Source organism: Domibacillus enclensis, from assembly GCF_900156125.1.
GTDB lineage: Bacteria > Bacillota > Bacilli > Bacillales > Domibacillaceae > Domibacillus > Domibacillus enclensis.
Map to the genome: position 1 here is coordinate 88,838 of NZ_FTLX01000003.1, position 25,098 is coordinate 113,935.

Consider the following 25,098-nt stretch of genomic DNA (forward strand, 5'->3'; position numbering starts at 1 on the left):
GGATTATATAATAAGTAGGTGATCTGTTCATGCTTCTGCAAATTAACGATGTAAATAAACAATATACAAACAATAAAGTCACAAATACGGTGCTGGATCATGTGTCGGTTTCTGTTAAAGAAGGAGAGTTTATTTCCATTCTTGGTCCATCCGGATGTGGGAAATCCACCCTGCTATCAATGGTGGCGGGTCTTGTAAAACCGACTAGCGGCACTATTATGCTGGACGGACAGCCGATTCAAAAGCCAGGAAAGGACCGGGGCATGGTGTTTCAGCAGTCAGCGCTGTTTCCATGGCTGAATGTAGAGGAAAATGTCATGTTTCCCTTTAAGAAAGAAATGAACAAGCAAGAAGCACTTCAAAAAGCCAAACATTATTTACAAATGGTGCAGCTTTCAAACTATGGAAAGCACTACCCGCACGAACTGTCGGGCGGCATGCAGCAGCGTGTAGCCATTGCCCGTGCGTTTACGATGGATCCGAAGGTGCTGTTAATGGATGAACCCTTTGGTGCGCTTGATGAACAAACCCGGACGCGGATGCACGGTGAATTGGAACGAATTTGGCTGGACACGAAAAAAACAGTGCTGTTTGTTACGCACAGCATTTCGGAGTCGATTAAGCTGTCCGAACGGATTATTGTCATGGGAACACGGCCGGGCCGGATTATCGCTGATATCCCTGTTACACTCCCGAGGCCGCGCCGGTTTGATGCCCCGGAAACGATCCAATTAGAAAAGCAGATTAATCATTTGTTAAAAGAAGAAATCGATAAAGTCGTAAAAGAGGAATTGTCATATGCAGAGAATCGGTAAGCAGCTTGTTTTTTTCGTTGGGTTAGTGATTGCTTGGGAATTGATTGTACGGGCAGGTGGCTGGACACCGGACGTGATGCCAAAGCCGACAGATGTATGGGAAGCCATGAAGCGGGGTTTTTCAGACCGGACATTGGTGTACGATTTGCAAGCAAGCTTTACGCGTTTATTCATTGGCCTTGTGATTTCACTGGCACTCGGAACTGCTCTTGGTATTTTGCTTGCCAAGTCTAAAACAGCGGATGATACATTAGGTGCACTCATATTGGCTCTTCAAAGCGTGCCGAGCATCGTTTGGCTTCCGCTTGCGATTATGTGGTTCGGATTAAATGAAAAAGCCGTTATTTTCATCGTCGTTCTTGGCGGTACGCTCGTCATGACGATCAACATGCGAATGGGTATTAAAAACGTGCCGCCGCTCTACATCCGAGCGGCAGAAACAATGGGTTCAAAAGGAATCGACCAATTTATCCGCGTCATTTTGCCGGCCTCGGTGCCGTACGCGGTGACGGGAATGCGGCTGGCATGGGCATTTGCGTGGCGGGCACTAATGGCCGCTGAAATTTTAAGCACGGGTCCAGGGCTCGGGTATACGCTGAAGTACGCGTCTGATTTCGGCGATATGAGCCTGGTGATTGCCGTCATGATTTTGATCGGTGTGATCGGCTCGATTGTCGATTTGCTTTTATTCCAGCGTGTGGAACGAAACGTCATGAAGCGCTGGGGACTTGAAACGAATTAAGGGGGACATAAAGGTGAAAAAGAAAAAGTGGAAAGCAGCGATCCTTGCAGCAGCTGCGGCGATTGGGCTGTCTGCCTGCGGATCAGGTGAAGAAGGAGCAGACGGAAAAGAAAAAGTAGTTATCGGTTATTTTCCAAACCTTGACCACGTACCGGCTATCGTAGCGAAAGAAAAAGGGTATTACGAAGAGGCATTAGGCGATCAATATGACGTTGAATATAAAACATTCCCGGATGGCGGCGCGTTTATGGTGGCGCTGAAAACCGGCGATGTCGATGCGGGACTTGTAGGGCCCGGTCCTGTGATGAATAATTTCACAAACGGCGCAGATGTCAAAGTGGTCGCTGGCAGTTCATCCGGCGGCACTGTTATCGTAGCCCGGGACGGAAGCGGCATTGAAACAGTGGAGGACTTCGAAGGGAAAACGTTCATTACGCCCGGTGTCGGCTGCACACACGATGTTCAAATGGAAACGTTCATTAGTGACTATGGCATCGAATCCAATCGAATTGGCGGCACACTAAAGCATACGACAGGAAAGCCGGCGCAGTATGCGGGGCTGTTTGAGTCAGGAAAAGTGGATTTAGCGGCTGTACCGGAACCGTGGGGCTCTCTTTTAGTCAAAGAAGAAAATGCGAAGATTGTTGTCGACAGTACGGAAATCTCATACGGCACGACATTGCCGAATTCTGTTCTTGCCACGAACGGTACATTAGTGGAGGAAAATCCGGAAATGGTTCAATCGATTGTCAGTGCGCACCAAAAAGCGATCGAGTTCATTAATAGCAATCCAGATGAAACAAAAGAGCTGACGATTGCGGATATTAAAGAAACAACGAAGCAGGAGCTTCCGAAAGACGTTGTGGACAGTGCGTGGGAGCGAATCACCTACACAGCGGATATTAACGAAGAAGTTGTTCAGGAATTTGCGAATTCATCTTATGATTTGAAATTTTTAAAGGAACAGCCAGACTTTACAGCGTTAATTGACCAGCAGTTTGTTCAATAAAAAGGTTGTCAGGTTTCCGTTTTTCCTGTACATTTAAAAAATAAGACCAACTAAACAAACCTTATCAAGAGAAGCGGAGGGACTGGCCCGATGATGCTTCAGCAACCGGCCTGACAAAGGCAAAGGTGCTAAATCCAGCGGGCTGACACCGTCCGGAAGATGAGAAGAAGTGTAAAAACAAGCCTTCTTCCATGGAGGCTTGTTTTTTTATTATAAAGGAGCGATTGAGATGACGAATATTGAAACGAAGCTTGCCCAAATCGGCAACCGGACGGATAATCCAACAGGCACTGTGAACCCGCCCGTTTACTTTTCAACGGCTTACCGCCACGAAGGAATCGGCATGTCAACGGGGTATGATTACGTCCGGACAGGCAATCCGACCCGCGAAGTAGTGGAAAAGGCGATTGCAGATCTAGAAGGAGCAGACGCGGGCTTTGCCTTTTCTTCCGGCATGGCAGCGATTCACACACTGTTGTCACTGTTTGAACCAGGAGATCACTTTTTAGTATCGGCGGATTTGTACGGAGGCACGTACCGTTTGTTTGAAAAGGGCTGGAAAAAATTCGGTCTTGATTTTACATACGAAAGCTTTGAACAGCTTGACGAAACAGAAAAAAAGGTCACCGATAAAACGAAAGCCATTTTTCTTGAAACACCGACCAATCCGCTTATGAACGAAACAAACATTGAAGAAGTAGCGGCGTTTGCGAAAAAACACCACTTGATTCTTATAGTGGATAATACGTTCTACACACCGGTGCTGCAGCGCCCGATCGAGCAGGGGGCAGATATTGTCCTTCACAGTGCAACAAAGTATTTAGGTGGACATAATGACGTATTGGCCGGATTAATTGCGGTGAAAGGAGAAGAGCTGTCAGCGAAAGTGTTTGAATTTCAAAATGCTATTGGTGCAGTGCTGTCGCCGTTTGACTCGTGGCTGCTGGCGCGTGGCATGAAAACATTGAGCCTGCGCATGAAGCAGCATACTGAAAACGGGCAAAGGATTGCCGCGTTTCTTGAACAGCATGAGGATATTTTAGACGTTTTATATCCTGGACAGGGCGGCATGCTGTCTTTCCGTCTCCATGATGAAAACTGGGTAAACGGATTTTTGCAGCATATGCAGCTTGTTTCGTTCGCGGAAAGCCTTGGCGGGGTTGAAAGCTTTATTACGTATCCGGCCACCCAGACGCACATGGATATACCGGAGGACATTCGAATCGCGAACGGTGTCTGTAACCGGCTGCTTCGCTTCTCCATTGGCATTGAGCACGCAGACGATTTAATCGCAGATCTTTCGCAGGCATTCGACAAAATGAAAGGGTGAAAAGCATGAGCCACTATACATTCCAGACAAGACTGCTTCACAATGAACATAAATTTGATCGGGCGACTGGGGCGGTCAGTGTGCCAATTCAGCATGCGTCCACGTTTCATCAGGCGGATTTTGATTCGTTCGGTGAGTATGATTACAGCCGGTCTGGCAATCCGACACGAGAGGCGCTTGAGACCGCAATCGCAGAGCTTGAAGGCGGTGTACGCGGCTTCGCGTTTGCGTCAGGCATGGCGGCAATTTCCACTGCCTTTCTCCTCCTGTCAAAGGGAGACCACGTCGTAGTAACAGAGGATGTGTACGGCGGCACCTTCCGGATGGTGACATCGGTTTTAAACCGTTTCGGCATCGAGCACACATTTGTTGATATGACCGATCTGGACGCCGTTGCAAAAGCGATCCAGCCGAATACGAAGGTCATTTATATGGAAACGCCGTCTAATCCGCTGCTGAAGGTGACAGACATTGACGGCATCGTGAAACTGGCGAGGGCGAATGACTGCCTGACTTTTTTGGATAACACGTTTTTAACGCCATATTTGCAGCGGCCGATTGAGTTTGGTGTGGACCTGGTCCTGCATAGCGCAACGAAGTTTTTGTCCGGTCATAGTGACGTGCTTGCAGGTCTTGCTGTCGCAAAGGATGAAGAGCTTGCGGCAAAACTATATACGCTTCAAAACTCATTCGGTGCGGTTCTTGGTGTACAGGACTGCTGGCTTGTACTGCGGGGATTAAAAACGCTGTCGGTGCGCATGGAGCAGTCGCAAAAAGGAGCAGCTGAAATTGCTCATTATTTAGCGGCTCATTCGAAAGTGAAAAATGTGTATTACCCTGGGCTCGCGGATCATCCCGGCCATGCCATTCATTTCCGCCAGGCAGCAGGAGGCGGCGCTGTTTTATCGTTTGAACTTGAAGGTGAGGATGCCGTGCGCAGATTCAGTGCGGCTGTACAAATCCCTGTTTTTGCGGTCAGCCTTGGAGCAGTTGAATCTATTTTGTCGTATCCGCCAAAAATGTCTCATGCGGCTATGCCGGACGCGGAACGGAACAAACGGGGCATTACAAATGGGTTGCTGCGTTTGTCTGTTGGACTGGAATCACCTGATGACCTTATCCGTGACTTTGAGCAAGCCTTTCAAAAATAAAAAAACGGAGCGACTGCAAAAGAGGCAGTCGTTCCGTTTTTTGTATCAAGTCATTCGATTGATTACGCGTGGCGCATTTTTTTAAGGATAAAGCTAACGATCGCAACAAGAATAACTGCACCGATTAATGCTGGAATAATCGCCATGCCGCCGATTGTCGGACCCATGTCACCAAGAAGAGCGCCGCCGATCCAAGCACCGATAATACCTGCGATGATGTTGCCGATGATTCCGCCTGGAACATCCTTACCTAGAATAAGTCCTGCAAGCCAGCCGATGATCCCACCGACAATTAAGAAAATAATGAATCCCATAATGTGTTTCCTCCTAAAAATATAATTTGTAATGCCTTGATGGTTTATGTATTCCCGATAACCGCAATATAAAACCATAAAAGTTAATAAAAATGAATTTAAAATATTCCGGCAATTTAAATATATAAAAAAAGAAAGAGCCGAAGCCCTTTCTTAGTATTTCCGGATTGAAAAATCACATTCGCCTTCGAGCGCTTTTATGAGCGGGCAAAGTCCACTTGCCTCATCAATCACACGCTGATCCAGCAGCTCGTTAAAACGGCCGCCGTAAAATTTCACATGAAGCATGACATGAAGGCGATGACCGCCTCGCTCAGGGTCTTTCAAAACGTCCACTTGTGCGGCTACATCTGCAAATGCTTCCTCCACATGATCGTCAATGCCGGCCGCCTGCTGAACGGCATTTTGATAACAGGCCGCAATGGAAGCACCGAATAACTCAAGATAGTTTGTACGAAGCTGGCCTTTCCCGCCTAAAATAGCCGGAGTCGTTACGTCAAGCTGAAGCGGGCCTTCCTCTGTAAATACACTGCCTTCCCGTCCGCCTTTGGCATTCACCGTTACACTGTATACTGGCTCCATCCACAATCGCTCCTTATCAGGTTCTTTTTTTATCTTTATCTTTCTTCCCCTGATTCGACATGCTCAAACTAAGGGAGAAGCGCTTCTGTAGTGGCTGAAAAAAAAGAAGCGACCGGTCATGGCCACTTCTGCAATTCGCTGATTAAATGAGCATGCCGGCGATGGCCGCGCTGAGAAGGGATGCGAGCGCACCAGCGATCACTGCCTTTACGCCAAGGCGGGCAATATCGTTTCGGCGTGTTGGCGCCAGGTTCCCGAGGCCGCCAAGCAAGATCGCCAGGGAGGAAATGTTAGCGAAGCCGCAAAGCGCAAAGCTTAAAACCGCCACTGTTTTGTCGGATAAATTGCCGATTTCTGGAGCAAAATTAGAGTATGCCACAAATTCGTTAATCACGAGCTTTTGTCCGATGAAATTTCCGGCTGTAACGGCTTCGTTCCACGGGACACCGATCGCAAAAGCAAGAGGGGCAAACAGGTAGCCGAGAATTAGCTCAAGCGACAGCTGGCCGAATCCAAACAAGCCGCCGATAAAGCCGAGCAAGCCGTTGATCATCGCAACAATGGCGATAAAGGCAAGAAGCATGGCACCAATGTTCAGCGCCAGCTGCAAGCCGACTCCGGCGCCTTTAGCAGCTGCGTCGATCACATTTGCTGCATCCTCGTCCGATTCCATTTTGAATTCGGCGGGCTCCGGATCATCAGACGTTTCCGGAACGAACAGTTTCGCCATCACAAGACCTGCAGGTGCCGCCATAAAGCTTGCCGCAAGCAAATATTCAAGCGGCACACCGAGAAGGGAATAGCCGACGAGCACAGAGCCTGCAACCGATGCAAGACCGCCTGTCATGACCGCAAACAGCTCGGATTCAGTCATTCGGGCAATATACGGCTTAATGACGAGCGGCGCTTCCGTCTGTCCGACAAAAATATTCGCTGCCGCCGACATGGACTCCGCTTTCCGCGTGCCAAGCAACGTAGAAAGAGCGCCGCCGATCAGCTTGATGAAAAACTGCATAATTTTTAAATAGTACAAAACCGATATAAGCGCTGAAAAAAAGATCACAACAGGCAATACGTTTAATGCGAATACATACGTAATTCCGGACTGCTCTGAATAAAGACCGCCGAATAAAAAATTAATGCCTTCATTGGCATAGCTGATGATCGCGTTCACCACTTCGGTCAGCTTCAGCATCATTTTTTGGCCAAAATCCCATTTCAGTACAATAAAAGCGAAAATAAGCTGAAAAGCAAGACCTCCAAGTACGGTACGCCAGTTAATGCGCTTTCTATTTGTAGAAAAAAGGAAACCGATACCAAGAACGACTGCAATGCCGAAAAGTCCCCACACGAATGTCATTTCACTCACTCCTTCAATTTTAGTTACACATCCTCATCTGACTAGTTTATAATTAACACCGTCGGCTCTTCAACTGTTTGAAAAAAGACGTAAAATTAAAATAATACTTACTTATATATGTTATCTGAATCAACAGAATATAAACGTGTAAGGAAAGAAAGGAAGAAAAGAATGACTTCATTTAAAGAAGAGGTATTATCAAGACGGACATTCGCGATTATCTCCCATCCGGATGCCGGTAAAACAACGATGACAGAAAAACTGCTTCTGTTCGGAGGCGCCATTCGTGACGCTGGAACCGTAAAAGGAAAGAAATCAGGCAAATTTGCGACATCGGATTGGATGGAAATTGAAAAGCAGCGGGGGATTTCTGTAACATCCTCTGTGATGCAGTTTGCGTATGAAGGCTACAATGTAAACATTCTCGATACACCGGGTCACCAGGACTTTTCAGAGGATACGTACCGTACGCTGATGGCTGTCGACAGCGCCGTCATGATTGTCGATGCGGCAAAAGGAATCGAGGCACAGACGCTGAAGCTGTTTAAAGTGTGCCGGATGCGCGGCATTCCGATTTTCACCTTTATTAATAAGCTTGATCGCCAGGGGAAGCTGCCATTAGAGCTGCTTGAGGAGCTTGAGGAAGTGCTCGGCATCCAGTCGTATCCAATGAACTGGCCGATTGGGATGGGGAAGGAATTTTTCGGCATTTATGATCGCTACAACAAACGGGTAGAGCAGTTCCGCACAGAAGAAGCGGACCGGTTTTTGCCGCTGGACGAAGAGGGCCATATTGCAGTCGATCATCCGATTAAGGAGTCGTCGCTTTACACAGAAGCAATGGATGACATTCTTCTCCTGAACGAAGCAGGCAACGACTTTTCCCGTGAGAAAATTAATTCAGGCGAGCTGTCTCCTGTGTTTTTCGGAAGTGCGCTGACAAACTTCGGCGTTCAAACATTTTTAGAAACGTATTTGGAGTTCGCACCGGCGCCGCAGCCGCGCCAGGCAGACACGGGCGAAATCGATCCGTTAAACGAACAGTTTTCCGGTTTTATCTTTAAAATTCAAGCAAATATGAATCCGGCCCATCGTGACCGCATTGCGTTTCTCCGCATCTGCTCAGGCAAGTTCGAGCGCGGCATGGCGGTAACATTAGCAAGAACCGGGAAAACAACGAAAGTATCGCAGTCTACCCAGTTTCTTGCCGATGACCGGAGTACCGTAAATGAAGCAGTCAGCGGGGACATCATCGGCCTTTACGATACCGGAACGTATCAAATAGGGGATACGCTGACAGGCGGCAAGCCGATTTTTCAATTCGAAAAGCTGCCGCAGTTTACACCGGAGCTGTTTGTGAAGGTGGCGGCGAAAAACGTTATGAAACAAAAAAGCTTTCATAAAGGAATCGAGCAGCTCGTGCAGGAAGGCGCTATTCAAATGTATAAAACCGTCCGGACCGAGGAGTACATTTTGGGTGCAGTCGGCCAGCTTCAGTTTGAGGTGTTTGAGCACCGGATGAGCGGTGAATATAACTCTGAGGTTCGCATGGAGCCGATCGGACAAAAAATTGCCCGCTGGGTTGAAAACGAAGAAGACATTACAGATGCGATGTCATCGTCACGCAGCACACTCGTCCGCGACCGCCACGGCAAGCTTGTCTTTCTGTTTGAAAACGACTTCGCCCTGCGCTGGTTCCAGGACAAGCACGAAAACATCCGCTTGTATAATTTGATCGGCTAACCAGCAAGATCTTTTTGCAACATAATAATGAAGGGGCTTCTTTTCGGAGAAGCTTCTTTTTTTCTAGGGAAAAAGCGTTCATTTTGGTCAGTGACGCTGACATTCGGTATAGTTAAGGAATAGCTATTTCGGGAAATTAAAGGAGGAACAAGGATTGAAGATTAGCAAGTTTTCGATTGATCGGCCTGTTTTTACGACGGTCGTGATGTTTTTAGTGATTATTCTGGGGATCGTTTCGCTTATGCGGATTCCATTAAAGTTAATTCCGGATTTAAATCCGCCCATCGCGGTCGTCGTCACAACCTATGAAGGAGCCGGTCCGACAGAGGTATCTGAAAAAGTGACGAAACCGTTGGAAGAAAGCCTGTCGACGCTGCCGGGCATTGAAAATATTTCGTCCACGTCACAGGAAGGCTCAAACTTTATTTTACTGGAATTCTCCTGGAGCACGAATATCGACAGTGTGCAAAACGATGTACTGCAGCGGATTGGACAAACGCCAATGCCGGAAGGAGCCGGTGAGCCGCAGTTTTTGAAATTCGACCCATCGCAGTTTCCCATCATCCAGCTTTCTCTTCAGTCTGACGGGGAAGCGGATCTTGAACAGCTGGCTGAAACCCTACAGTCCGACCTTTCATCTGTTGAAGGTGTGGCGAATGTGAACGTCACGGGCATTACAGCAGATGAAGTGATTGTGGAGCTGGATGAAGCGAAAATGGAAGAGTATGGCGTTGGTCAGTCGGACGTTGTGCAGCTGATCCAGGCAAACAACATTTCCCTGCCGGGCAGTACGGTGGAGTCAGAAGGAAAAACGTTAACGACACGTGTCGTCAGTCAGTTGACGACGGTAGAAGACATTCAAGGCTTGAGCATTTCCGTGAACCCGCTGAATGGGGAGGAAGTGACCGTTGCTGATATAGCCACTGTAGAACGAAAGCCATTGAATGAAGATACGATCACAAGAGCTAACGACAAGCCGGCTGTGCTGCTGAGCATTTTACAGGAATCGAATGCCAACACGGCCGACGTATCCGAGGGCTTTCAGGAAAAGCTGGATGAAATGCTGTCCCGTGATCAATATGCTTCTGTTCAAGCGGATATTTTGTTTGACCAGGGAGATTACATTCGCCTGGCGATCGGCAACATTGCCAACTCGCTTCTTGTCGGCGGTGCACTTGCCATGGCGGTGCTGTTTTTCTTTCTTCGCAACATTAAAAGCCCGCTCATTATTGGGGTAGCAATTCCCTATTCGGTTATCGTGACATTTGTTCTGATGTACTTTGCCGGCTTCAATTTGAACATTATGACACTCGGTGCGCTGGCACTTGGCATTGGGATGCTCGTCGATAATGCCATTGTGGTTATCGAAAATATTTACCGGCACTTATCAATGGGGAAAGACCCGAAAAGGGCTGCTTATGACGGAGCGAGGGAAGTGGGCGGCGCCATTACCGCTTCGACGCTAACGACCGTCGCTGTCTTTTTGCCGGTTATCTTTATCTCCGGCATCCTCGGGCAAATTTTTAAAGAGTTTGCTTTGACAATCTCATTTAGTTTGCTGGCCTCTCTTGTGGTGGCGTTAACCGTTATTCCGATGATGGCGAGCCGGTTTTTAACAGCTGTTCCGGCAGATCTTGAATTAAAACGCCAGACGTCGAAGCGTCTCATGACGTTTGAAAAAGCGGTACGCTGGTCGCTTGGTCACCGGACGATTGTTCTTGTTACAGCGCTTTTGCTGCTGGCCGGTGGAGTATTTGGCTTAACAAAAGTAGGTACCCAGTTCCTGCCCCCAACAGATGAAGGGTTTGTGAGCGTCCGGGTGGAAACGGAAAACGGCACATCTCTTGAAGAAACGAATAAAGTTGTTCAAGCGGTGGAGAGCGTTTTGTCAGAAGAAAAGGATACGCAAGTGTATGTGAGCTTAATCGGTTCGACGCAGGAAGAAGCGTCACGCGGAACGGGAGAAGCAAACGAAGCAGAAATGTATGTGAAAATGACGGAGGAGCGGGAACGGTCTATTTTTGAATTCGTAGACGACGTCAAGCCTGCTGCTGAACAAGCGGCAAAAGCCGTCAATGAAACAGCGGAAGTTTCCTTTAATTTGCAGTCTGCTTCCGGAACAGCCCCGCAAACATTGACATTCAGCGTTCGTGACACTGATTCAAATCGTTTAACGGAATCCATTGAACAAATTCAGTCAGAAGTAGAAACGATTGAAGGTGTAACGGATGTACAAACGGACCGGGATGAAACGGTGCAGGAAATTCAGATGACGGTGAATCGGGAAGAAGCACAGTCAGCCGGCTTTGCCCCTGCTCAAATTGCCCAGATCGTTAATAATGCCACGCGTGGTGTGTTTGCTACACAAATCATTGAAAGCGAGACATCGGAAGTAAAAACGGTGTTTGTTCGATATGATGAAGAGGTGACAGCAAATTTAGAGAAATTAAGACAAATGCTCGTCAAAACACCAGCAGGCAATTTCGTTCCGCTTGAATCGCTGGCCGACATTGCCGTGACCGACGGACCTGTTAATATCCGGCACATTGAGGGCCAGGATGCGGTTCAGTTCACGGTCACGTATGGAGCGGATGAAAACCTGGGTGACATTTCAACGGCTGTTGACGAAAAGGTGGAAAGCCTTAACTTGTCAGAAGAGACGGTTCTGTCTTACAGTGGCGACCAGGAGCTGTTGGATAACTCCAAGGACGATATGATTATGGCAATGGTGTTAGCGGTTGTGCTGATTTACATTGTTATGGCGGCCCAATATGAGTCCTTTAAATATCCGTTCGTTATCATGTTTACTGTGCCTCTTATGGTGATTGGCGTGGCCTTGTCTCTTATTGTCGCACAATTGCCGCTTAGCATTCCGGCTATTATCGGTGTGCTCATTCTCGTCGGCATTGTTGTCAATAATGCGATCGTCATTGTGGACTATATTTTGCAGCGGAAGCAGGAAGGCTATTCAGGGACAGAAGCGATTGTCCAATCGGTAAAAGATCGGGTGCGCCCTATTTTAATGACCGCTCTGACAACCATCCTTGGCTTAATTCCGCTGGCTTCCGGAATTGGTGATGGAACGGAAATCAACCAGCCGATGGGCATCACGGTTATTGGCGGCTTAATTTCCAGTACGTTCTTAACTCTATTCGTCATTCCCGTTGTGTTCAGTTTGTTTGATAAAGAAACGCGCAGAAAAAAACAGTTTACAGAAGAATCATAAAGCCGTATAATAAACCATGTAGAAAAATTGAATTTTCTTTTGACGAATAGTCGAAGGGGAGTAGCGTTAGGTGTATACCTAAAACAGTGTCGTCAATTCATGGATCTGCTATCCATCGGCACTGTTGGCATGAAGACGAGACATGCTCAGCGAGACCTTTGCCTGTACCCACAGGCAGAGGTCTCGCTTTTTGTTTTCTTGCTGGGCTATTGAGTTCAATTTAACGGAAGGAGAGAGACGTTTGGATACAGCATTATTACTCGAATACGCATGGGTGCTCGGTGTCCTCATTATTCTTGAGGGGATTTTAGCAGCTGACAATGCCGTCGTTATGGCGGTTATGGTGAAGCATTTGCCAAAAGAAGAACAGAAAAAAGCATTATTTTACGGCTTGCTGGGAGCTTTTGTTTTCCGGATTGCCGCCCTATTCTTGATTTCATTCCTTGTACAGGTTTGGCAAGTACAGGCTCTAGGCGCCCTTTACTTGTTCTTCATCTGCTTTAGTCATTTGTACAAAAAGTGGAAGGAACGAGAAGAATCCATCGAAGGACATGGCATTGAGAAAAAAGAAGCAAAAGGCTCTTCTTTCTGGATGACCGTGTTGAAAGTAGAAATTGCTGATATTGCGTTTGCGATTGATTCTATGCTGGCGGCTGTTGCGCTTGCAGTGACGCTTCCAGAGACAGGATGGGGTCAAATAGGCGGTATCGATTCCGGTCAATTCCTCGTCATGTTCCTTGGCGGATTTGTCGGAGTCGTGATCATGCGTTTTGCGGCCACTTGGTTCGTCCGTGTTCTTCAAAAATACCCGACACTCGAAACCGCTGCTTTCTTAATTGTCGGCTGGGTTGGGGTAAAGCTTGCTGTATTCACCCTTTCGCATCCATCGCTTGCCATCCTCGATCAGCATTTCCCGGAATCAAAACCGTGGAAAATTACGTTCTGGGTTGTGCTTGTTGGAATTGCCGTTGGCGGCTACCTTGTTGCTCGTGCTAAAGGGCCTGAACAAAATATTGAAGAGACAGGTCTTTAATCCAAACACTCCGAATGGCATCATTCGGAGTGTTTTTTTTTGTTTGAAAGAACAAAATAAAGCGTATATATATAACTATCAAATAGTGAAATGAGGATATGACGATGGACTTAAAAACAGGCAGATTGTATTGGCCGGCTACATATAAAGAACCACAAGCTTACCCGAGTGTAGAAGCAGATCTAGAATGCGATGTGGTGATCATCGGGGCGGGTGTGTCAGGTGCCTGCACCGCTTACGAGCTAAAGGATACCGGACTTGATGTAATCGTGATCGACAAACGCACAGTGGCTGCTGGCAGCTCCAGCGCGAACACAGGACTGCTCCAGTTTTCAAATGATCAGCTTTTGTTTGAAGCGATCCGTTCATTTGGGGAAAAGGCAGCCGTAGATCACTATTGGCGCTGTTATGATGCCATCAGCCGGCTTCGTGATGAAATCGTTCCGTCTCTTTCCGTTGATCCGGATCTGATTATGAGAGACAGCTTGTTTTTTGCCAGCAACGAAGAGGAAAAAGAAGTGGTGGAGCAGGAATACCAGGCTCTCAAAAAAGCCGGATTCGATGCAACGTATCTTGAACCGGATGAAATGGAAAAATGGGTTCCGTTCAAACGGCCAGCCGCCATGCTGACAAAAGGGGACGCAGAAGTGAACCCGTATAAGCTGACGTATGGCTTAATTCAGGCGGCAGCTGATTCGGGTGTCCGCATTTTTGAACAAACAGAAGTGTTCCTGAAAAAAGCGGACGACGAAGGGGTGCTGCTTCGGACGGAAGGCGGCTACATCATTAAAGCGAAAAAAGCAATCTTTTCCCAGGGGTATGAAACGCAGGAAACCGTAAAGGAAAAAAACGCCGTTATTGAAAGCAGCTATGCCATTGTAACCAACCAGCTAAAAGATTTGTCTTTTTGGAAAGATAACGTCATGATTTGGGAATCGGCCCGACCTTATTTCTATGCGCGGTCAACGGCGGATGGACGTATTGTGATGGGAGGGCTTGATGAACGGACGTCAGATCCGGACAAGCGCGATCAAATGATTGTCTCTAAGCGAAAGCAGCTGCTTGCTGAAATTGAAAGCTGGTTTCCACAGCTGAAGGGAGAGGTTCAGGCTGATTTTGAATGGAGCGGCTCATTCGCCCATATGCACGACGGACAGCCGGTGATCGGTCAGTACGACCGGGTGCCGAACAGCTATTTCCTGCTCGGATACGGCGGCAACGGCATCGTTTACAGCCTGTTTCTATCTAAATTAATCGCCCGGCATTTAATGGGGGAAAAGGATGAAGCCTTTTCCTTTTACTCACACGAGCGGGTGTATGAAACAACCTGAAGGAGCTTGGGACAGAAGAGAAGGATTTGAATAGAAGAAAAAGCCGAACGATCACATCGTTCGGCTTTCTTTAATAAGCTGTTTCGGCTAATGATTCAGTTAGAAAGAATAGTCTTGATCCTGTGCCGTCCGGGTTAAAGTAAGCGAGCAGCCAGCCGTCTTTTTGTATCCATTCCCCGTTTTTCTTCTGCATCGCAACAGGCTCAAGAATGGTATGCTTATGAAGCTCTTTTTCGCGCAGCTTCAGTGAGGCAAAAGATTCACCAAGCAGTTCTGGGCTGTTCGCGAGCTTATTATACAATGCATTTTGAACATCCCCTGCTTCAGAATCCCACCATGGCTTGCGCGGCTTAAAGCGCTGGTTGTGCAGGTAATCATATTTCATAATGCTTTCTGCCTGATGTGCAGCATGCGGATAAGCCGACAGCAAAAAGGCATGAAGCCGCTTGAATAAATCTTCAAGCTGATGCCCGATTCTGCCCCAGCCCTGTTCCTCCCAATAAGCACCGAAGTCCTGGAAAAAGTCGAATGGAGACCGAGCAAGAAAGTGCACGATATAATCGATCGTTTCATCTGTGCGGTGATCGTTCCAATACTTTTCAAGCACATCCTCTGTTTGTTTAATCCGGATCACATCGTCAAACGGCAGAACCCGGTTTGACAGCATCTCGTACGGGGCTTGGTCCATGTATTCATAGCCATACTGGCGCGCACTGAGACGAAGGCCTGTACCGCGAAGCAGCTTTAAAAAGCCGAGCTGCATTTCTTCCGGACGCAGGGCAAACACATCATTAAATGTGTTGCGGAAGGAGGAGTAGTCTTCCTCTGGCAAGCCGGCGATCAAGTCTAAATGCTGATCGATTTTGCCGCCGTCCTTCACCATCGTGACCGTTCGAACAAGCTTATCCCAGTTTTGCTTTCGCTGCACCAGCTCATTCACGCCATCATTCGTGGACTGAACGCCGATTTCAAACCGGAACAAACCGGCTGGTGCGTTCTCATTTAAAAATTGAATAACTTCAGGGCGCATAATATCGCCTGTTATTTCAAATTGAAACACGGTGCCGGGAACATGCTCGTCAATTAAAAATTGAAACATCTCCATCGCATAGCTGCGGCTAATATTAAACGTGCGATCCACAAATTTAATCGTTTTGGCTCCGTTGTTCATCAAGTAGCGAATATCTTCCTTTACTTTTTCGCGGTCAAAATAACGGACGCCTGTTTCAATGGAAGACAAGCAAAACTGGCAGCGGAACGGGCAGCCCCGGCTCGTTTCAATATACGTAATTCGTTTGCCGAGTGAATCCCGGTCTTCCGGAAATCGAAACGGGGAAGGCATATCACGCAGATCAATTTTATTTGTTTGCGGACGGATTTCCTGCTTGCCATTCTCTCTGTACGCTATACCCGGAACAGAAGAGAAGTCCTGTTCTCCTGACAATTGATCGAGCAGCATACGAAATGTTTTTTCGCCTTCTCCTATAACGATAAAGTCTACGTCCTGCAAGCGTTCAAGCCAGTAAGGCACATCATATGTGACTTCAGGGCCGCCAAAGATAATGGTGCACTCAGGCAGTACTTTTTTCAGCATGCCGGCTACCCGAATCGATTCCTCGATATTCCAGATGTAGCAGCTGAATCCGACCACATCAGGCTTTTGGCTGTACAGGTCCGATACAATGTTCATCACCGGGTCTTTGATCGTATATTCGGCAATTCGAATGTTGTACGCATCCTCGCAATACGATTTTAAATAGCGGATGGCGAGATTCGTATGGATGTATTTTGCATTTAATGTGCAAACAGTAATATTCACGATTTCTTCTCCTTTTTTGTTAAAAAGCCAGGCCTTTTCTGTTCAAGGAATGGCCGGAACAGAGCAGCGGTCAGCGGTGAAGCTAAAATGAGTGTTAACACAACCGCCGTTATAAACAGAACAAACAGCGAAGGGGGCAGCTCGAGTGTATCCACACGGCGCGACGACTGAACAAAAAAGCCATGCAGCAGGTATACATATAACGTGTTTCGTCCCCACGACGTAAAGAAAAATGGCTTTCTTGGCACGAACGACAAACAAAATGCAATCATGATCACATTCAATGCATACACAAGCAGCCGGTACGTCAATCCTTCTGCCGCTCCCGCTTCGAGTGCAGCGTAGGACTTTGATCCGAATAGCCATTCAATTTGAAGATGGGTGTGATCGTAAAAATAAACGAACAGAATGACCGCTGCGACAAGCAGGGGCAGTCTGACGGACAGCTTGAATAACGGCTGAAACCATTCTTTTTTTACGTAATATCCGGCTAGAAAGAACGGGAAAAATACAAATGTCCGGCCGATGCTCAGCACAGTGAGCGACTCGGTAACCAGCCCGATCAAAAAACCAGCGGCAAGAGCAAGCAGCATAGCAGGGAGCGGCTTCAGCCACTTTACCGCGCCGAGCAGCAGGACATGCCAGAAAAACAAGCTGATTAAAAACCAGAGTGACCATTCCGGTATGAGCAGGCTGACGGAAGGGGCATCCTCGTGTTCAATCCAATAATAAAAAACAGCGTAAATAACCTGGAAGATCACGAGGGGAATCAGCAGCTTGCCGGCTGTTTTTTTTATGTAGCCGGGGCGCATAATTCCTTTGGCAAAAAAACCGGAAATGAAAATAAACGCCGGCATATGAAACGAATAAATCGTCATATATAACGCATAGATCGTCGGATTGTCATAAACATATGGCCTCATTAAATGGCCGAATACGACCAGAAAAATAAGAAAAAACCGTACATTATCAAAATATTCATCACGCTTTTTCATCATCCATCACCTGTACAATAGGATAAACACATGACGCTATTATACACGACGGTGATAAGAAATCGAGTGAAAACTAAAAGCAGAAAAAAGAAAAGAACAGTTAGCACTTTAAAAATGGAAAGAAAATGTGTAACGTATAGTGAGAAAAAATGAATTAGACAGGGGAATAAAAAATGAGCGACAGCCAATCATCCTTAAAGTTATTTATCGTGCTTTCACGTGCTTATAAAGTGGTCAATGAACAAGTCAACGCGTCCATCCAAAAATCGGGGCTGAATCCAACTGAATTTGCTGTTTTAGAACTGTTGTATCATAAAGGACCACAGCCGCTTCAGCATATTGGCGGCAAGATTTTGCTGGCGAGCGGAAGCATTACGTACGTTGTTGATAAATTGGAAAAAAAGAACCTGCTCAAGCGCGTGTCCTGTCCGACAGACCGGCGCATTACACACGCATCGATTACAGAAGAAGGGACTGAGCTCATCGAACGCCTTTTCCCGGATCATGAGCAAAATATTCACGAGCTGATCAGTGTACTGTCAGAGGAAGAAGTAGAGCAGGCGACAGCTATTTTAAAAAAACTCGGCCTTTCTATTAAAAATCTATCATAAGCTTTTTTGCTCAATCTGAGTTTTGTATGGTAAAATAACTCGGATTGATGAAAGGGGCTTTACAAAATGGCTTTATGGAAAGACGGGCGTTTCATTCTCGGGGTTGCTGCCGCTTATATTCTTTTATATGTAACCTTCCTGGACAAAGATATTTTCTGGTATATTTACACGGCAGCTTCCTTGTTTTTTATAAGTATTTCGATTGTCAGTGAATCGATTGACGATCAGCAGAATACCAATCGTTTTATGCTGTATGGCGTGGCTTCAGGTGTGGTGTTATACGCATTATTTGCAGCAGGCTACGCGCTTTTAAAGCTGCTGCCTGTTTCGGCCGAAGAGCACGTTTCTTCTATCTATGCGCTTTTCAGCCCCGTTTTTATATGGCATTATATTGTGCTTGTGCTCATTATTATTCCGGGTGAAGAACTGTTTTTCCGAGGATTTATTCAAAAAAGACTGACTCATTATATGAATCAATGGATCGCGATGCTTCTTGCAGCCCTGTTTTACGCATCCATTTATATCTTTTCAGGTGAATGGCTCTGGATGGCAGCGGCTCTCGTCGGAGGTCTTTTCTGGGGAACGCTGTACATATGGCGGAAAAGCATTCCGCTGCTGATCATTTCCCACTTGATCTTTGACCTGCTGTTTATCGTCTTTTTCCCGTTGGCTTAACAATAGACATATTCAACGAAGGCGCAATTCAAAAAGAATTGCGTTTTTTTTGTTGAGCAAAATAGTTGAAAGTCAGGAAAGGTCAAAGTATAATCAGATTATAGTCAAAGATAGTCAAAGTCAAATCAAAGGGGATGACGTGGATGAAATGTCAAAAATGCCAGCAGCATGAAGCGAATGTGCAGATGAGTGTCCGGGTCAATGGACAGTCTAATCAATATTACTTGTGTGATGAATGTTTTCAAAAAGAAAAACAAGCCGTTGGAGGAATGAAGATGAACTTTCAATCATTTGGCTTTCCGTTTGATGAATTGATGAAGCAAATGCAGGCCGGACAGCCGCAGCAATCGATGAAGCAGGCACCCCCAGCAGAAGCGGACCGCGGAGGCGGAGGTATTCTGGATCAATATGGCCGGAACCTGTCTTCGTTAGCCCGTGCGGGATTAATCGATCCGGTGATCGGCCGTGATAAAGAAGTGAGCCGAGTCATTGAAATATTAAATAGAAGAAATAAAAACAATCCGGTTTTAATTGGCGAGCCGGGTGTCGGAAAAACAGCAATCGCAGAAGGCCTTGCGAGCTGCATTGCAGAAGGGCGTGTACCGAACAAGCTGTTAAATAAGGAAGTATTTGTATTAGATGTGGCCTCTCTCGTTGCCGGTACCGGTGTAAGAGGGCAATTTGAAGAGCGGGTAAAACAGGTGATTTCAGAAGTGAAAGAGCGGAAAAACGTGCTTCTTTTTATTGATGAAATCCACCAGCTGGTCGGCGCAGGCTCGGCAGAGGGCTCGATGGATGCAGGCAATATATTAAAGCCAGCCCTTGCAAGAGGCGAATTGCAGCTGATTGGCGCCACGACGCTGAAAGAATACCGTCAAATTGAAAAAGATGCCGCACTCGAACGCCGTTTTCAGCCGGTTCAGGTAGCCGAACCAACTGTTGAGGAAACGGTGAAGATTTTAAAGGGTCTTCAAAAGCACTACGAAGACTACCATCAAGTATCCTATACAGATGAAGCCATTAACGCATGTGCGAGCCTTTCCCATCGTTACATTCAAGACCGGTTTTTGCCGGATAAAGCGATTGATCTGCTCGATGAATCCGGTTCGAAGATGAACCTGACAATTGATCACACAGATACCGCTTCGCTGCAGGAACAGCTTTCAAACGTGATGAAGCAAAAAGAAGCGGCCTTGAAAAAAGAAGCATATGAAGAAGCCGCAAAATGGCGCGATGAAGAAGCTGCGCTTGAGCAGCAATTGGCAAAAGGAGAATCCTCAGCTTCTCACACGCCGGAAGTAACAGCAGAATTGATTCATTCGTTAATTGAAAGCAAAACCGGTATTCCTGTTGGAAAGCTTCAGCAAAATGAGCAGGAAAAAATCAAGCACCTGGAGGCTCATTTAACAGGGAAGGTCATTGGCCAGGAAGCCGCAGTGCAAAAAGTGGCTAAAGCTGTTCGCCGCAGCCGGGCTGGATTAAAAGCAAAAAACCGCCCGATCGGCTCGTTTTTATTTGTTGGACCAACAGGCGTCGGGAAAACAGAATTAACGAAAGCGCTGGCTGAAGAGCTGTTCGGCTCGAAGGAAGCGCTCGTGCGTCTCGACATGAGTGAGTTTATGGAAAAGCACAGTGTATCAAAGCTTATTGGGTCACCTCCGGGCTACGTTGGATTTGAAGAAGCCGGGCAGCTGACAGAAAAAGTGCGGCGCAATCCGTACAGCATCATTTTGCTGGATGAAATCGAAAAAGCGCATCCGGACGTTCAGCACATGTTCCTGCAAATCATGGAAGATGGCCGTCTGACTGACAGCCAGGGGCGTACAGTAAGCTTTAAGGAAACAGTGATTATTATGACGAGCAATGCAGGTGCCGGCAGAAAGAATGTAACGGTTGGGTTTGACAAACGGTCAGAAGAATCTTCGACAGGCATCCTTGAGTCATTAGCCGATTATTTTAAACCGGAATTTTTAAACCGTTTTGATTCGATTATTGAGTTTGATGCTCTTGGCAAGGAGCAGCTCGTACACATTGTGGATTTAATGATGGAGGAATTGAATGACATGATGGCCGAACAGGACTTGTCGATTGAGGTGCAGAAAGAGGTGAAAGATAAGTTAGCTGAGCTTGGCTACAGCCCGCAATTTGGTGCGCGTCCACTTCGCCGCGTGATCCAGGAGCGGATCGAAGACAGCATTGCTGACTTGATCCTGGACCATCCACATGCAAAGCGCTTTGAAGCAGTGCTTGAAGAAGATAATATTAAGATTAAAGCGATGTAACGAACAAAAAAAAGAGCGGATATTGCGTCCGCTCTTTTTTTTCATGAATAGACGATGATATAGTTTTTATGGTTAACAACCGTTTTTTCTTCTAATTCAAGCTCTTCGAAATCCTCCATAATGGTGAGATCAACGATAACGGAGTTTTCATTTACTTTTTCGACGATCCCGCGAAGACCGTCTCTAAATTCGATAATGTTGCCGACTTCTGCTTTTGTCATCTATTTCGCTCCTTTTCGACAATTGACGATACCATTTTTGCTCGTTTTCTTTTATAATAAAAGACGTCAGCGAAAGGTATTAAAATAGATTTTGCCTTATTTTTTGAAAATAGTAAAGGATTTTACACTGTGTTGTGTTAATTTTTTGACTATTTTGATAGGAGGATGGTAGATTGACGTCCGAACAAGCTGTTCAAACAATCGAAGCCCTTCGTACAGGGGCTGAGACACGGGTGAAAGTTCAAAAAGAAGACTTTCTGGTTTTCCGGCAGGAACTCATTATACAGCCTGATTTCAAACAGTTCCGTGGAATCGCCAGGCACGGAGGCAATACTGAATACGAATATATGCAAACACCCAGAAGCTGAGGAGTGAGAATATGTTTGAAGGAAAAACAGTCATTGTCACTGGAGGAGCAAAAGGGATAGGAAGAGCAGTTGCACGGGCTTTTGCGCAAAAAGGTGCCATTACGTTTATTTTAGATACAGACGAAAAAGCGGGAAAAGCAGCTGTCCTGGAATGGGAAGCAGAAGGGCTTGAAACGGCTTTTTACAAGGCGGATGTAGCAAATATAGAAGAAGTAGCGTCTATTTTTGCTCAAATAGTTGAAAAATGCGGTGAAATTGATATTCTTATTAATAATGCAGGCGTTTCTTCATTTGGCTCTATCTGGGACATAAAAGTAAGTGACTGGGACAAAATAATGACCACCAATGCAGCAAGTGTTTTATTTCACTCTCGTGAAGCGGCAAAGTATATGAAAAAAGGCAGTGCAATCGTGAATTTGTGCTCGACCCGTCAAAGCATGTCTGAAGCCAACACTGAATTGTACTCAGCGTCTAAAGGCGCTATCTATTCGTTGACTCACGCGCTTTCCATCACATTAAGCGAAAAAGGAATTCGTGTGAACAGCATTAGTCCGGGCTGGATTGAAACAGGGGATTATGACGGGCTGCGTCCGGAAGACCATGAGCAGCATCCGGCTGGCCGGGTTGGCAAACCGGATGATATTGCAAAAGCTTGTTTATATCTGGCTGATCCGGATAATTCATTTGTAACAGGTGAAAACCTGGTCATTGATGGCGGCATGACCCGTAAAATGATTTACCGGCCTTGACTTTTTTGTTTCTTCAGCTGTTCTTTTGTGTACACTTTTAAGGAAGAAACAATTTGATCACGCAATGCACTGCTGCCGTCACTTTGCACACCGTATTCAAACGATCCGCCGGCGTTGCGTTTACGAATCAGCTGTCCGGTGAAGTGAATGAGAGTGCCAGCCAGCTGAAAGGAAAAGATGAGAATAAACTCGTCTTTCAGCTCTATATCCGTTTTTGAAGCGGCTCTCATTCCATTTGGGCTAATATCCAGAATGTACGCGTCGAATGTTTGGATTTTTACTTTCGTGTCGTTTATATACTGATATACTTCGCATATAGCGGGAATCGACTCAGGAAAAACGTAGCGGAAAGCTTCCTGTCTTTTATAATACATGATAAAATCTCCCTTGTTTTGTCTATATTTGTCTATTCTAAAAGATTCATGCAGGAAGAGCAATACAAGAAAGCTCGATCATTGAGGGAAATTGAATTTAGTGCTATTCTCTATGAAGAAAATGATGAAGGAGAGACAATATAATGTCGAAAAAAACATTTACCGTAACAGCCGATACAGGAATCCATGCACGTCCCGCTACACTGCTTGTACAGGCAGCCAGCAAATATTCAAGTGATGTGAACCTTGAATTTAACGGGAAAAAAGTGAACTTAAAATCAATCATGGGCGTTATGTCACTAGGAATCGGCAAAGGGGCTGAAATTGTCATTTCTGCTGATGGCAATGATGAGGAAGCAGCGATTAATGCAATTGACACATTGCTGAAAAGCGAAGGGCTGGCAAACTGATGGCGGCGATATTAAAAGGAATCGGCGCATCTGACGGAATTGCCTTTGCGAAAGCGTATCGCTTAATGGAGCCGGATTTAACGGTTGAAAAAAAAGACGCAGCAGATGTTGCAGCTGAAGCAGACCGTTTCCGCGCAGCCTTGAAAAAATCAGAAGCAGAGCTGGAAGTCATTAAAGAAAAGGCACGAAAAGATTTGGGCGATGACAAAGCGGCTATTTTTGAAGCGCATCTTCTTGTCCTGAATGATCCTGAACTAACGGGCCCGATTGAAGACAAGATCAAATCAGATGCTGTGAATGCGGAATTTGCCCTGGAAGAAACAGCGAACATGTTTATTGGCATGTTTGAAGCGATGGACAACGAATACATGAAAGAGCGCGCAGCAGATATTAAAGACGTGACGAAGCGTGTGCTGGCGGCTTTATTGGGTGTTGATCTTCCTGCACCAGCCCTCATCGCAGAGGAAGTTGTGGTGGTAGCGGAAGATTTAACACCATCGATGACGGCGCAGTTAAACCGTGAATTCGTGAAAGGTTTCACGACAGATATCGGCGGCCGTACATCCCATTCGGCGATTATGGCGCGTTCATTGGAAATTCCTGCCGTAGTGGGAACGAAAAATGCTACAGCTGATATTCAAAATGGAGATCTTATTATTATTGATGGCCTTCAAGGCGAAGTCCACATCAATCCAACAGAAGAAGTAGCAGCAGAATATAAAAAGCGTGCAGAAGCGTACGCGAAGCAAAAAGCGGAGTGGGCAAAGCTTGTCAACGAAGAAACCGTGACAGCAGACGGCCATCATGTGGAGCTTGCAGCGAACATCGGAACGCCTGCTGATCTTGACGGCGTCAAATCGAATGGCGGAGAAGGCGTCGGCTTATACCGTACTGAATTTTTGTACATGGGCCGTGACAACCTGCCAACAGAAGAAGAGCAGTTTGAATCATACAAAGCCGTTCTAGAAGGCATGGAAGGCAAGCCAGTAGTTGTCCGGACACTCGATATCGGCGGTGACAAAGAGCTTCCATACTTGAATCTGCCGCATGAAATGAATCCGTTCCTCGGCTTCCGTGCGATTCGTCTTTGCTTAGAGGAGCAGGATATTTTCCGTACACAGCTTCGTGCCTTGCTTCGTGCCAGCGTATATGGAAACTTAAAAGTCATGTTCCCGATGATTGCAACCGTCAATGAATTCCGTCAGGCAAAAGCGGTTCTTTTGGAAGAACGTGCGAAGCTTGAGGCAGAGGGAACAGCCGTTGCAGAACACATTGAGCTTGGCATTATGGTTGAAATCCCATCAACCGCAGTTATTGCGGATCTGTTCGCGAAGGAAGTGGATTTCTTCTCAATCGGAACGAATGACTTGATTCAATACACGATGGCAGCAGACCGCATGAATGAACGCGTGTCCTACTTGTACCAGCCATACAATCCTTCTATTTTGCGCCTGGTGAAAATGGTGATTGAAGCAGCGCATAAAGAAGGCAAATGGGCGGGCATGTGCGGTGAAATGGCTGGAGACGAAACAGCGATTCCATTGCTTTTAGGTCTTGGTCTTGACGAATTCTCCATGAGCGCAACATCGATCTTAAAAGCACGTGCGCAGCTGAAAAACCTGTCGAAAACAGACATGGAAACACTAGCTGCAAAAGCAGTAGAAATGTCTACGGCTGAAGAAGTAGTGGAACTTGTTCAAGCGATCGAAAAAAAATAAGAAAAAAAGGTGTAAAAAAGAAAAAAGCGGGAATAATACTAACGTAACCAGTTTTTCATTCTCCATTTCTCTCACTTTTGCCCGGACGAACGCCGTCCGGGCTTTTTTATGTCGAAATAAAAGCCGAACAACTGTGAAGTGCAGTCGTTCGGCTTCCTAGTGTTGAAAAACAAACACGTCAAGAAAAACCAGATATTTTTTCCTTTTTTCTTAGCGAGGAAAAGGCTGTTTCTCTTTACA

General features: G+C 46.4%; 23 protein-coding genes and 1 riboswitch. Of the genes, 16 read left to right on the forward strand and 7 right to left on the reverse strand.

Features of this window, described 5'->3' with window-relative positions; translation table 11 throughout:
* Positions 1 to 29 precede the first annotated feature (29 nt).
* The 5 genes from BW952_RS07200 to metC all read left to right on the forward strand — a co-directional run bounded on the left by BW952_RS07200 (position 30) and on the right by metC (position 5,047).
* Entirely contained in the window at positions 30 to 815 is a 786-nt protein-coding gene (locus BW952_RS07200; RefSeq protein ID WP_045851536.1) for an ABC transporter ATP-binding protein, read from the forward strand.
* A complete protein-coding gene (locus BW952_RS07205) occupies positions 799 to 1,557 on the forward strand; it encodes an ABC transporter permease (protein ID WP_045851535.1) in 759 nt (252 codons plus the stop codon). Before BW952_RS07200 ends, BW952_RS07205 begins: the two co-directional genes overlap by 17 nt.
* 13 nt (positions 1,558 to 1,570) lie before the next feature.
* Positions 1,571 to 2,566, forward strand: coding sequence for an aliphatic sulfonate ABC transporter substrate-binding protein (locus BW952_RS07210; RefSeq protein WP_045851534.1), 996 nt, complete (start codon positions 1,571 to 1,573; stop codon positions 2,564 to 2,566).
* A 58-nt stretch (positions 2,567 to 2,624) separates the two neighbouring features.
* Positions 2,625 to 2,732: riboswitch (SAM riboswitch) on the forward strand.
* Positions 2,733 to 2,795: 63 nt separating this feature from the next.
* Positions 2,796 to 3,896 carry a methionine biosynthesis PLP-dependent protein gene (locus BW952_RS07215; RefSeq protein WP_045851533.1) on the forward strand — a complete coding sequence of 367 codons (1,101 nt, stop codon included), beginning with the start codon at positions 2,796 to 2,798 and terminating at the stop codon, positions 3,894 to 3,896.
* Between the two features lie 5 nt (positions 3,897 to 3,901).
* Positions 3,902 to 5,047 (forward strand): cystathionine beta-lyase, encoded by a 1,146-nt coding sequence (gene metC / locus BW952_RS07220; protein ID WP_045851532.1) that lies wholly within the window; start codon positions 3,902 to 3,904, stop codon positions 5,045 to 5,047.
* Between the two features lie 62 nt (positions 5,048 to 5,109).
* Here metC and BW952_RS07225 read toward each other — a convergent pair whose 3' ends face one another.
* The 3 genes from BW952_RS07225 to BW952_RS07235 all read right to left on the reverse strand — a co-directional run bounded on the left by BW952_RS07225 (position 5,110) and on the right by BW952_RS07235 (position 7,303).
* The gene (locus BW952_RS07225) at positions 5,110 to 5,361 is read right to left on the reverse strand and encodes a GlsB/YeaQ/YmgE family stress response membrane protein (RefSeq protein ID WP_045851531.1); all 252 of its coding nucleotides are present in this window, start codon (positions 5,359 to 5,361) and stop codon (positions 5,110 to 5,112) included.
* Positions 5,362 to 5,514: 153 nt separating this feature from the next.
* Complete coding sequence (locus BW952_RS07230; protein ID WP_052698485.1) at positions 5,515 to 5,943, reverse strand: OsmC family protein; 429 nt, start codon at positions 5,941 to 5,943, stop codon at positions 5,515 to 5,517.
* Between the two features lie 142 nt (positions 5,944 to 6,085).
* Positions 6,086 to 7,303, reverse strand: a complete 1,218-nt coding sequence (locus BW952_RS07235; protein ID WP_045851530.1) for a NupC/NupG family nucleoside CNT transporter — start codon at positions 7,301 to 7,303, stop codon at positions 6,086 to 6,088.
* 171 nt (positions 7,304 to 7,474) lie between these two features.
* Between BW952_RS07235 and BW952_RS07240 the strand changes: the two genes are divergently transcribed.
* The 4 genes from BW952_RS07240 (at position 7,475) to BW952_RS07255 (ending at position 14,636) form a co-directional block, all read left to right on the forward strand.
* Positions 7,475 to 9,046: a peptide chain release factor 3 gene (locus BW952_RS07240; protein ID WP_045851529.1), complete on the forward strand. Its 1,572-nt coding sequence runs from the start codon at positions 7,475 to 7,477 to the stop codon at positions 9,044 to 9,046.
* A 154-nt stretch (positions 9,047 to 9,200) separates the two neighbouring features.
* Complete coding sequence (locus BW952_RS07245) at positions 9,201 to 12,272, forward strand: efflux RND transporter permease subunit (RefSeq protein ID WP_045851528.1); 3,072 nt, start codon at positions 9,201 to 9,203, stop codon at positions 12,270 to 12,272.
* A 241-nt stretch (positions 12,273 to 12,513) separates the two neighbouring features.
* Positions 12,514 to 13,305, forward strand: coding sequence for a TerC family protein (locus BW952_RS07250; RefSeq protein WP_045851527.1), 792 nt, complete (start codon positions 12,514 to 12,516; stop codon positions 13,303 to 13,305).
* 104 nt (positions 13,306 to 13,409) lie between these two features.
* The gene (locus BW952_RS07255) at positions 13,410 to 14,636 is read left to right on the forward strand and encodes an NAD(P)/FAD-dependent oxidoreductase (protein WP_045851526.1); all 1,227 of its coding nucleotides are present in this window, start codon (positions 13,410 to 13,412) and stop codon (positions 14,634 to 14,636) included.
* Positions 14,637 to 14,706: 70 nt separating this feature from the next.
* On the opposite strand, the gene BW952_RS07260 is transcribed toward BW952_RS07255, so the two are convergent.
* Positions 14,707 to 16,455, reverse strand: coding sequence for a B12-binding domain-containing radical SAM protein (locus tag BW952_RS07260; RefSeq protein WP_045851525.1), 1,749 nt, complete (start codon positions 16,453 to 16,455; stop codon positions 14,707 to 14,709).
* Positions 16,452 to 17,450 carry an acyltransferase family protein gene (locus BW952_RS07265; RefSeq protein ID WP_045851524.1) on the reverse strand — a complete coding sequence of 333 codons (999 nt, stop codon included), beginning with the start codon at positions 17,448 to 17,450 and terminating at the stop codon, positions 16,452 to 16,454. The genes BW952_RS07260 and BW952_RS07265 overlap by 4 nt, the downstream gene beginning before the upstream one ends.
* Positions 17,451 to 17,623: 173 nt before the next feature.
* Here BW952_RS07265 and BW952_RS07270 point away from each other — a divergent pair, with 173 nt between their 5' ends.
* The 3 genes from BW952_RS07270 to BW952_RS07280 all read left to right on the forward strand — a co-directional run bounded on the left by BW952_RS07270 (position 17,624) and on the right by BW952_RS07280 (position 21,018).
* Positions 17,624 to 18,061, forward strand: coding sequence for a MarR family winged helix-turn-helix transcriptional regulator (locus BW952_RS07270; protein ID WP_045851523.1), 438 nt, complete (start codon positions 17,624 to 17,626; stop codon positions 18,059 to 18,061).
* A gap of 66 nt (positions 18,062 to 18,127) precedes the next feature.
* On the forward strand, positions 18,128 to 18,736 hold the full coding sequence (locus BW952_RS07275; protein ID WP_045851522.1) for a CPBP family intramembrane glutamic endopeptidase: 609 nt from the start codon (positions 18,128 to 18,130) through the stop codon (positions 18,734 to 18,736).
* 143 nt (positions 18,737 to 18,879) lie between these two features.
* Positions 18,880 to 21,018, forward strand: a complete 2,139-nt coding sequence (locus BW952_RS07280; RefSeq protein ID WP_045851521.1) for an ATP-dependent Clp protease ATP-binding subunit — start codon at positions 18,880 to 18,882, stop codon at positions 21,016 to 21,018.
* 41 nt (positions 21,019 to 21,059) lie between these two features.
* Here BW952_RS07280 and BW952_RS07285 read toward each other — a convergent pair whose 3' ends face one another.
* Positions 21,060 to 21,239 carry a YkvS family protein gene (locus BW952_RS07285; protein WP_045851520.1) on the reverse strand — a complete coding sequence of 60 codons (180 nt, stop codon included), beginning with the start codon at positions 21,237 to 21,239 and terminating at the stop codon, positions 21,060 to 21,062.
* Between the two features lie 173 nt (positions 21,240 to 21,412).
* Between BW952_RS07285 and BW952_RS07290 the strand changes: the two genes are divergently transcribed.
* On the forward strand, positions 21,413 to 21,607 hold the full coding sequence (locus tag BW952_RS07290; protein ID WP_045851519.1) for a hypothetical protein: 195 nt from the start codon (positions 21,413 to 21,415) through the stop codon (positions 21,605 to 21,607).
* Between the two features lie 11 nt (positions 21,608 to 21,618).
* On the forward strand, positions 21,619 to 22,356 hold the full coding sequence (locus BW952_RS07295; RefSeq protein WP_045851518.1) for an SDR family oxidoreductase: 738 nt from the start codon (positions 21,619 to 21,621) through the stop codon (positions 22,354 to 22,356).
* Here the strand turns inward: BW952_RS07295 and BW952_RS07300 are convergent.
* Positions 22,344 to 22,730: a PilZ domain-containing protein gene (locus BW952_RS07300; RefSeq protein WP_045851517.1), complete on the reverse strand. Its 387-nt coding sequence runs from the start codon at positions 22,728 to 22,730 to the stop codon at positions 22,344 to 22,346. The genes BW952_RS07295 and BW952_RS07300 overlap by 13 nt on opposite strands.
* A gap of 143 nt (positions 22,731 to 22,873) precedes the next feature.
* Between BW952_RS07300 and BW952_RS07305 the strand changes: the two genes are divergently transcribed.
* Both BW952_RS07305 and ptsP read left to right on the forward strand, forming a co-directional pair.
* The gene (locus tag BW952_RS07305) at positions 22,874 to 23,140 is read left to right on the forward strand and encodes a phosphocarrier protein HPr (protein WP_045851516.1); all 267 of its coding nucleotides are present in this window, start codon (positions 22,874 to 22,876) and stop codon (positions 23,138 to 23,140) included.
* A complete protein-coding gene (gene ptsP, locus BW952_RS07310) occupies positions 23,140 to 24,858 on the forward strand; it encodes a phosphoenolpyruvate--protein phosphotransferase (RefSeq protein WP_045851515.1) in 1,719 nt (572 codons plus the stop codon). Before BW952_RS07305 ends, ptsP begins: the two co-directional genes overlap by 1 nt.
* Positions 24,859 to 25,098: the final 240 nt, after the last annotated feature.

What these genes read in the sequence shown, in the direction of transcription:
- BW952_RS07200 (WP_045851536.1), top strand. Translation starts at nt 30, where the DNA reads ATGCTTCTGCAAATTAACGATGTAAATAAACAATATACAAACAATAAA.
- BW952_RS07205 (WP_045851535.1), top strand. Translation starts at nt 799, where the DNA reads ATGCAGAGAATCGGTAAGCAGCTTGTTTTTTTCGTTGGGTTAGTGATT.
- BW952_RS07215 (WP_045851533.1), top strand. Translation starts at nt 2,796, where the DNA reads ATGACGAATATTGAAACGAAGCTTGCCCAAATCGGCAACCGGACGGAT.
- metC (WP_045851532.1), top strand. Translation starts at nt 3,902, where the DNA reads ATGAGCCACTATACATTCCAGACAAGACTGCTTCACAATGAACATAAA.
- BW952_RS07225 (WP_045851531.1), bottom strand. Translation starts at nt 5,361, where the DNA reads ATGGGATTCATTATTTTCTTAATTGTCGGTGGGATCATCGGCTGGCTT.
- BW952_RS07230 (WP_052698485.1), bottom strand. Translation starts at nt 5,943, where the DNA reads ATGGAGCCAGTATACAGTGTAACGGTGAATGCCAAAGGCGGACGGGAA.
- BW952_RS07235 (WP_045851530.1), bottom strand. Translation starts at nt 7,303, where the DNA reads ATGACATTCGTGTGGGGACTTTTCGGCATTGCAGTCGTTCTTGGTATC.
- BW952_RS07240 (WP_045851529.1), top strand. Translation starts at nt 7,475, where the DNA reads ATGACTTCATTTAAAGAAGAGGTATTATCAAGACGGACATTCGCGATT.
- BW952_RS07255 (WP_045851526.1), top strand. Translation starts at nt 13,410, where the DNA reads ATGGACTTAAAAACAGGCAGATTGTATTGGCCGGCTACATATAAAGAA.
- BW952_RS07265 (WP_045851524.1), bottom strand. Translation starts at nt 17,450, where the DNA reads ATGAAAAAGCGTGATGAATATTTTGATAATGTACGGTTTTTTCTTATT.
- BW952_RS07270 (WP_045851523.1), top strand. Translation starts at nt 17,624, where the DNA reads ATGAGCGACAGCCAATCATCCTTAAAGTTATTTATCGTGCTTTCACGT.
- BW952_RS07275 (WP_045851522.1), top strand. Translation starts at nt 18,128, where the DNA reads ATGGCTTTATGGAAAGACGGGCGTTTCATTCTCGGGGTTGCTGCCGCT.
- BW952_RS07280 (WP_045851521.1), top strand. Translation starts at nt 18,880, where the DNA reads ATGAAATGTCAAAAATGCCAGCAGCATGAAGCGAATGTGCAGATGAGT.
- BW952_RS07285 (WP_045851520.1), bottom strand. Translation starts at nt 21,239, where the DNA reads ATGACAAAAGCAGAAGTCGGCAACATTATCGAATTTAGAGACGGTCTT.
- BW952_RS07295 (WP_045851518.1), top strand. Translation starts at nt 21,619, where the DNA reads ATGTTTGAAGGAAAAACAGTCATTGTCACTGGAGGAGCAAAAGGGATA.
- BW952_RS07300 (WP_045851517.1), bottom strand. Translation starts at nt 22,730, where the DNA reads ATGTATTATAAAAGACAGGAAGCTTTCCGCTACGTTTTTCCTGAGTCG.
- BW952_RS07305 (WP_045851516.1), top strand. Translation starts at nt 22,874, where the DNA reads ATGTCGAAAAAAACATTTACCGTAACAGCCGATACAGGAATCCATGCA.
- ptsP (WP_045851515.1), top strand. Translation starts at nt 23,140, where the DNA reads ATGGCGGCGATATTAAAAGGAATCGGCGCATCTGACGGAATTGCCTTT.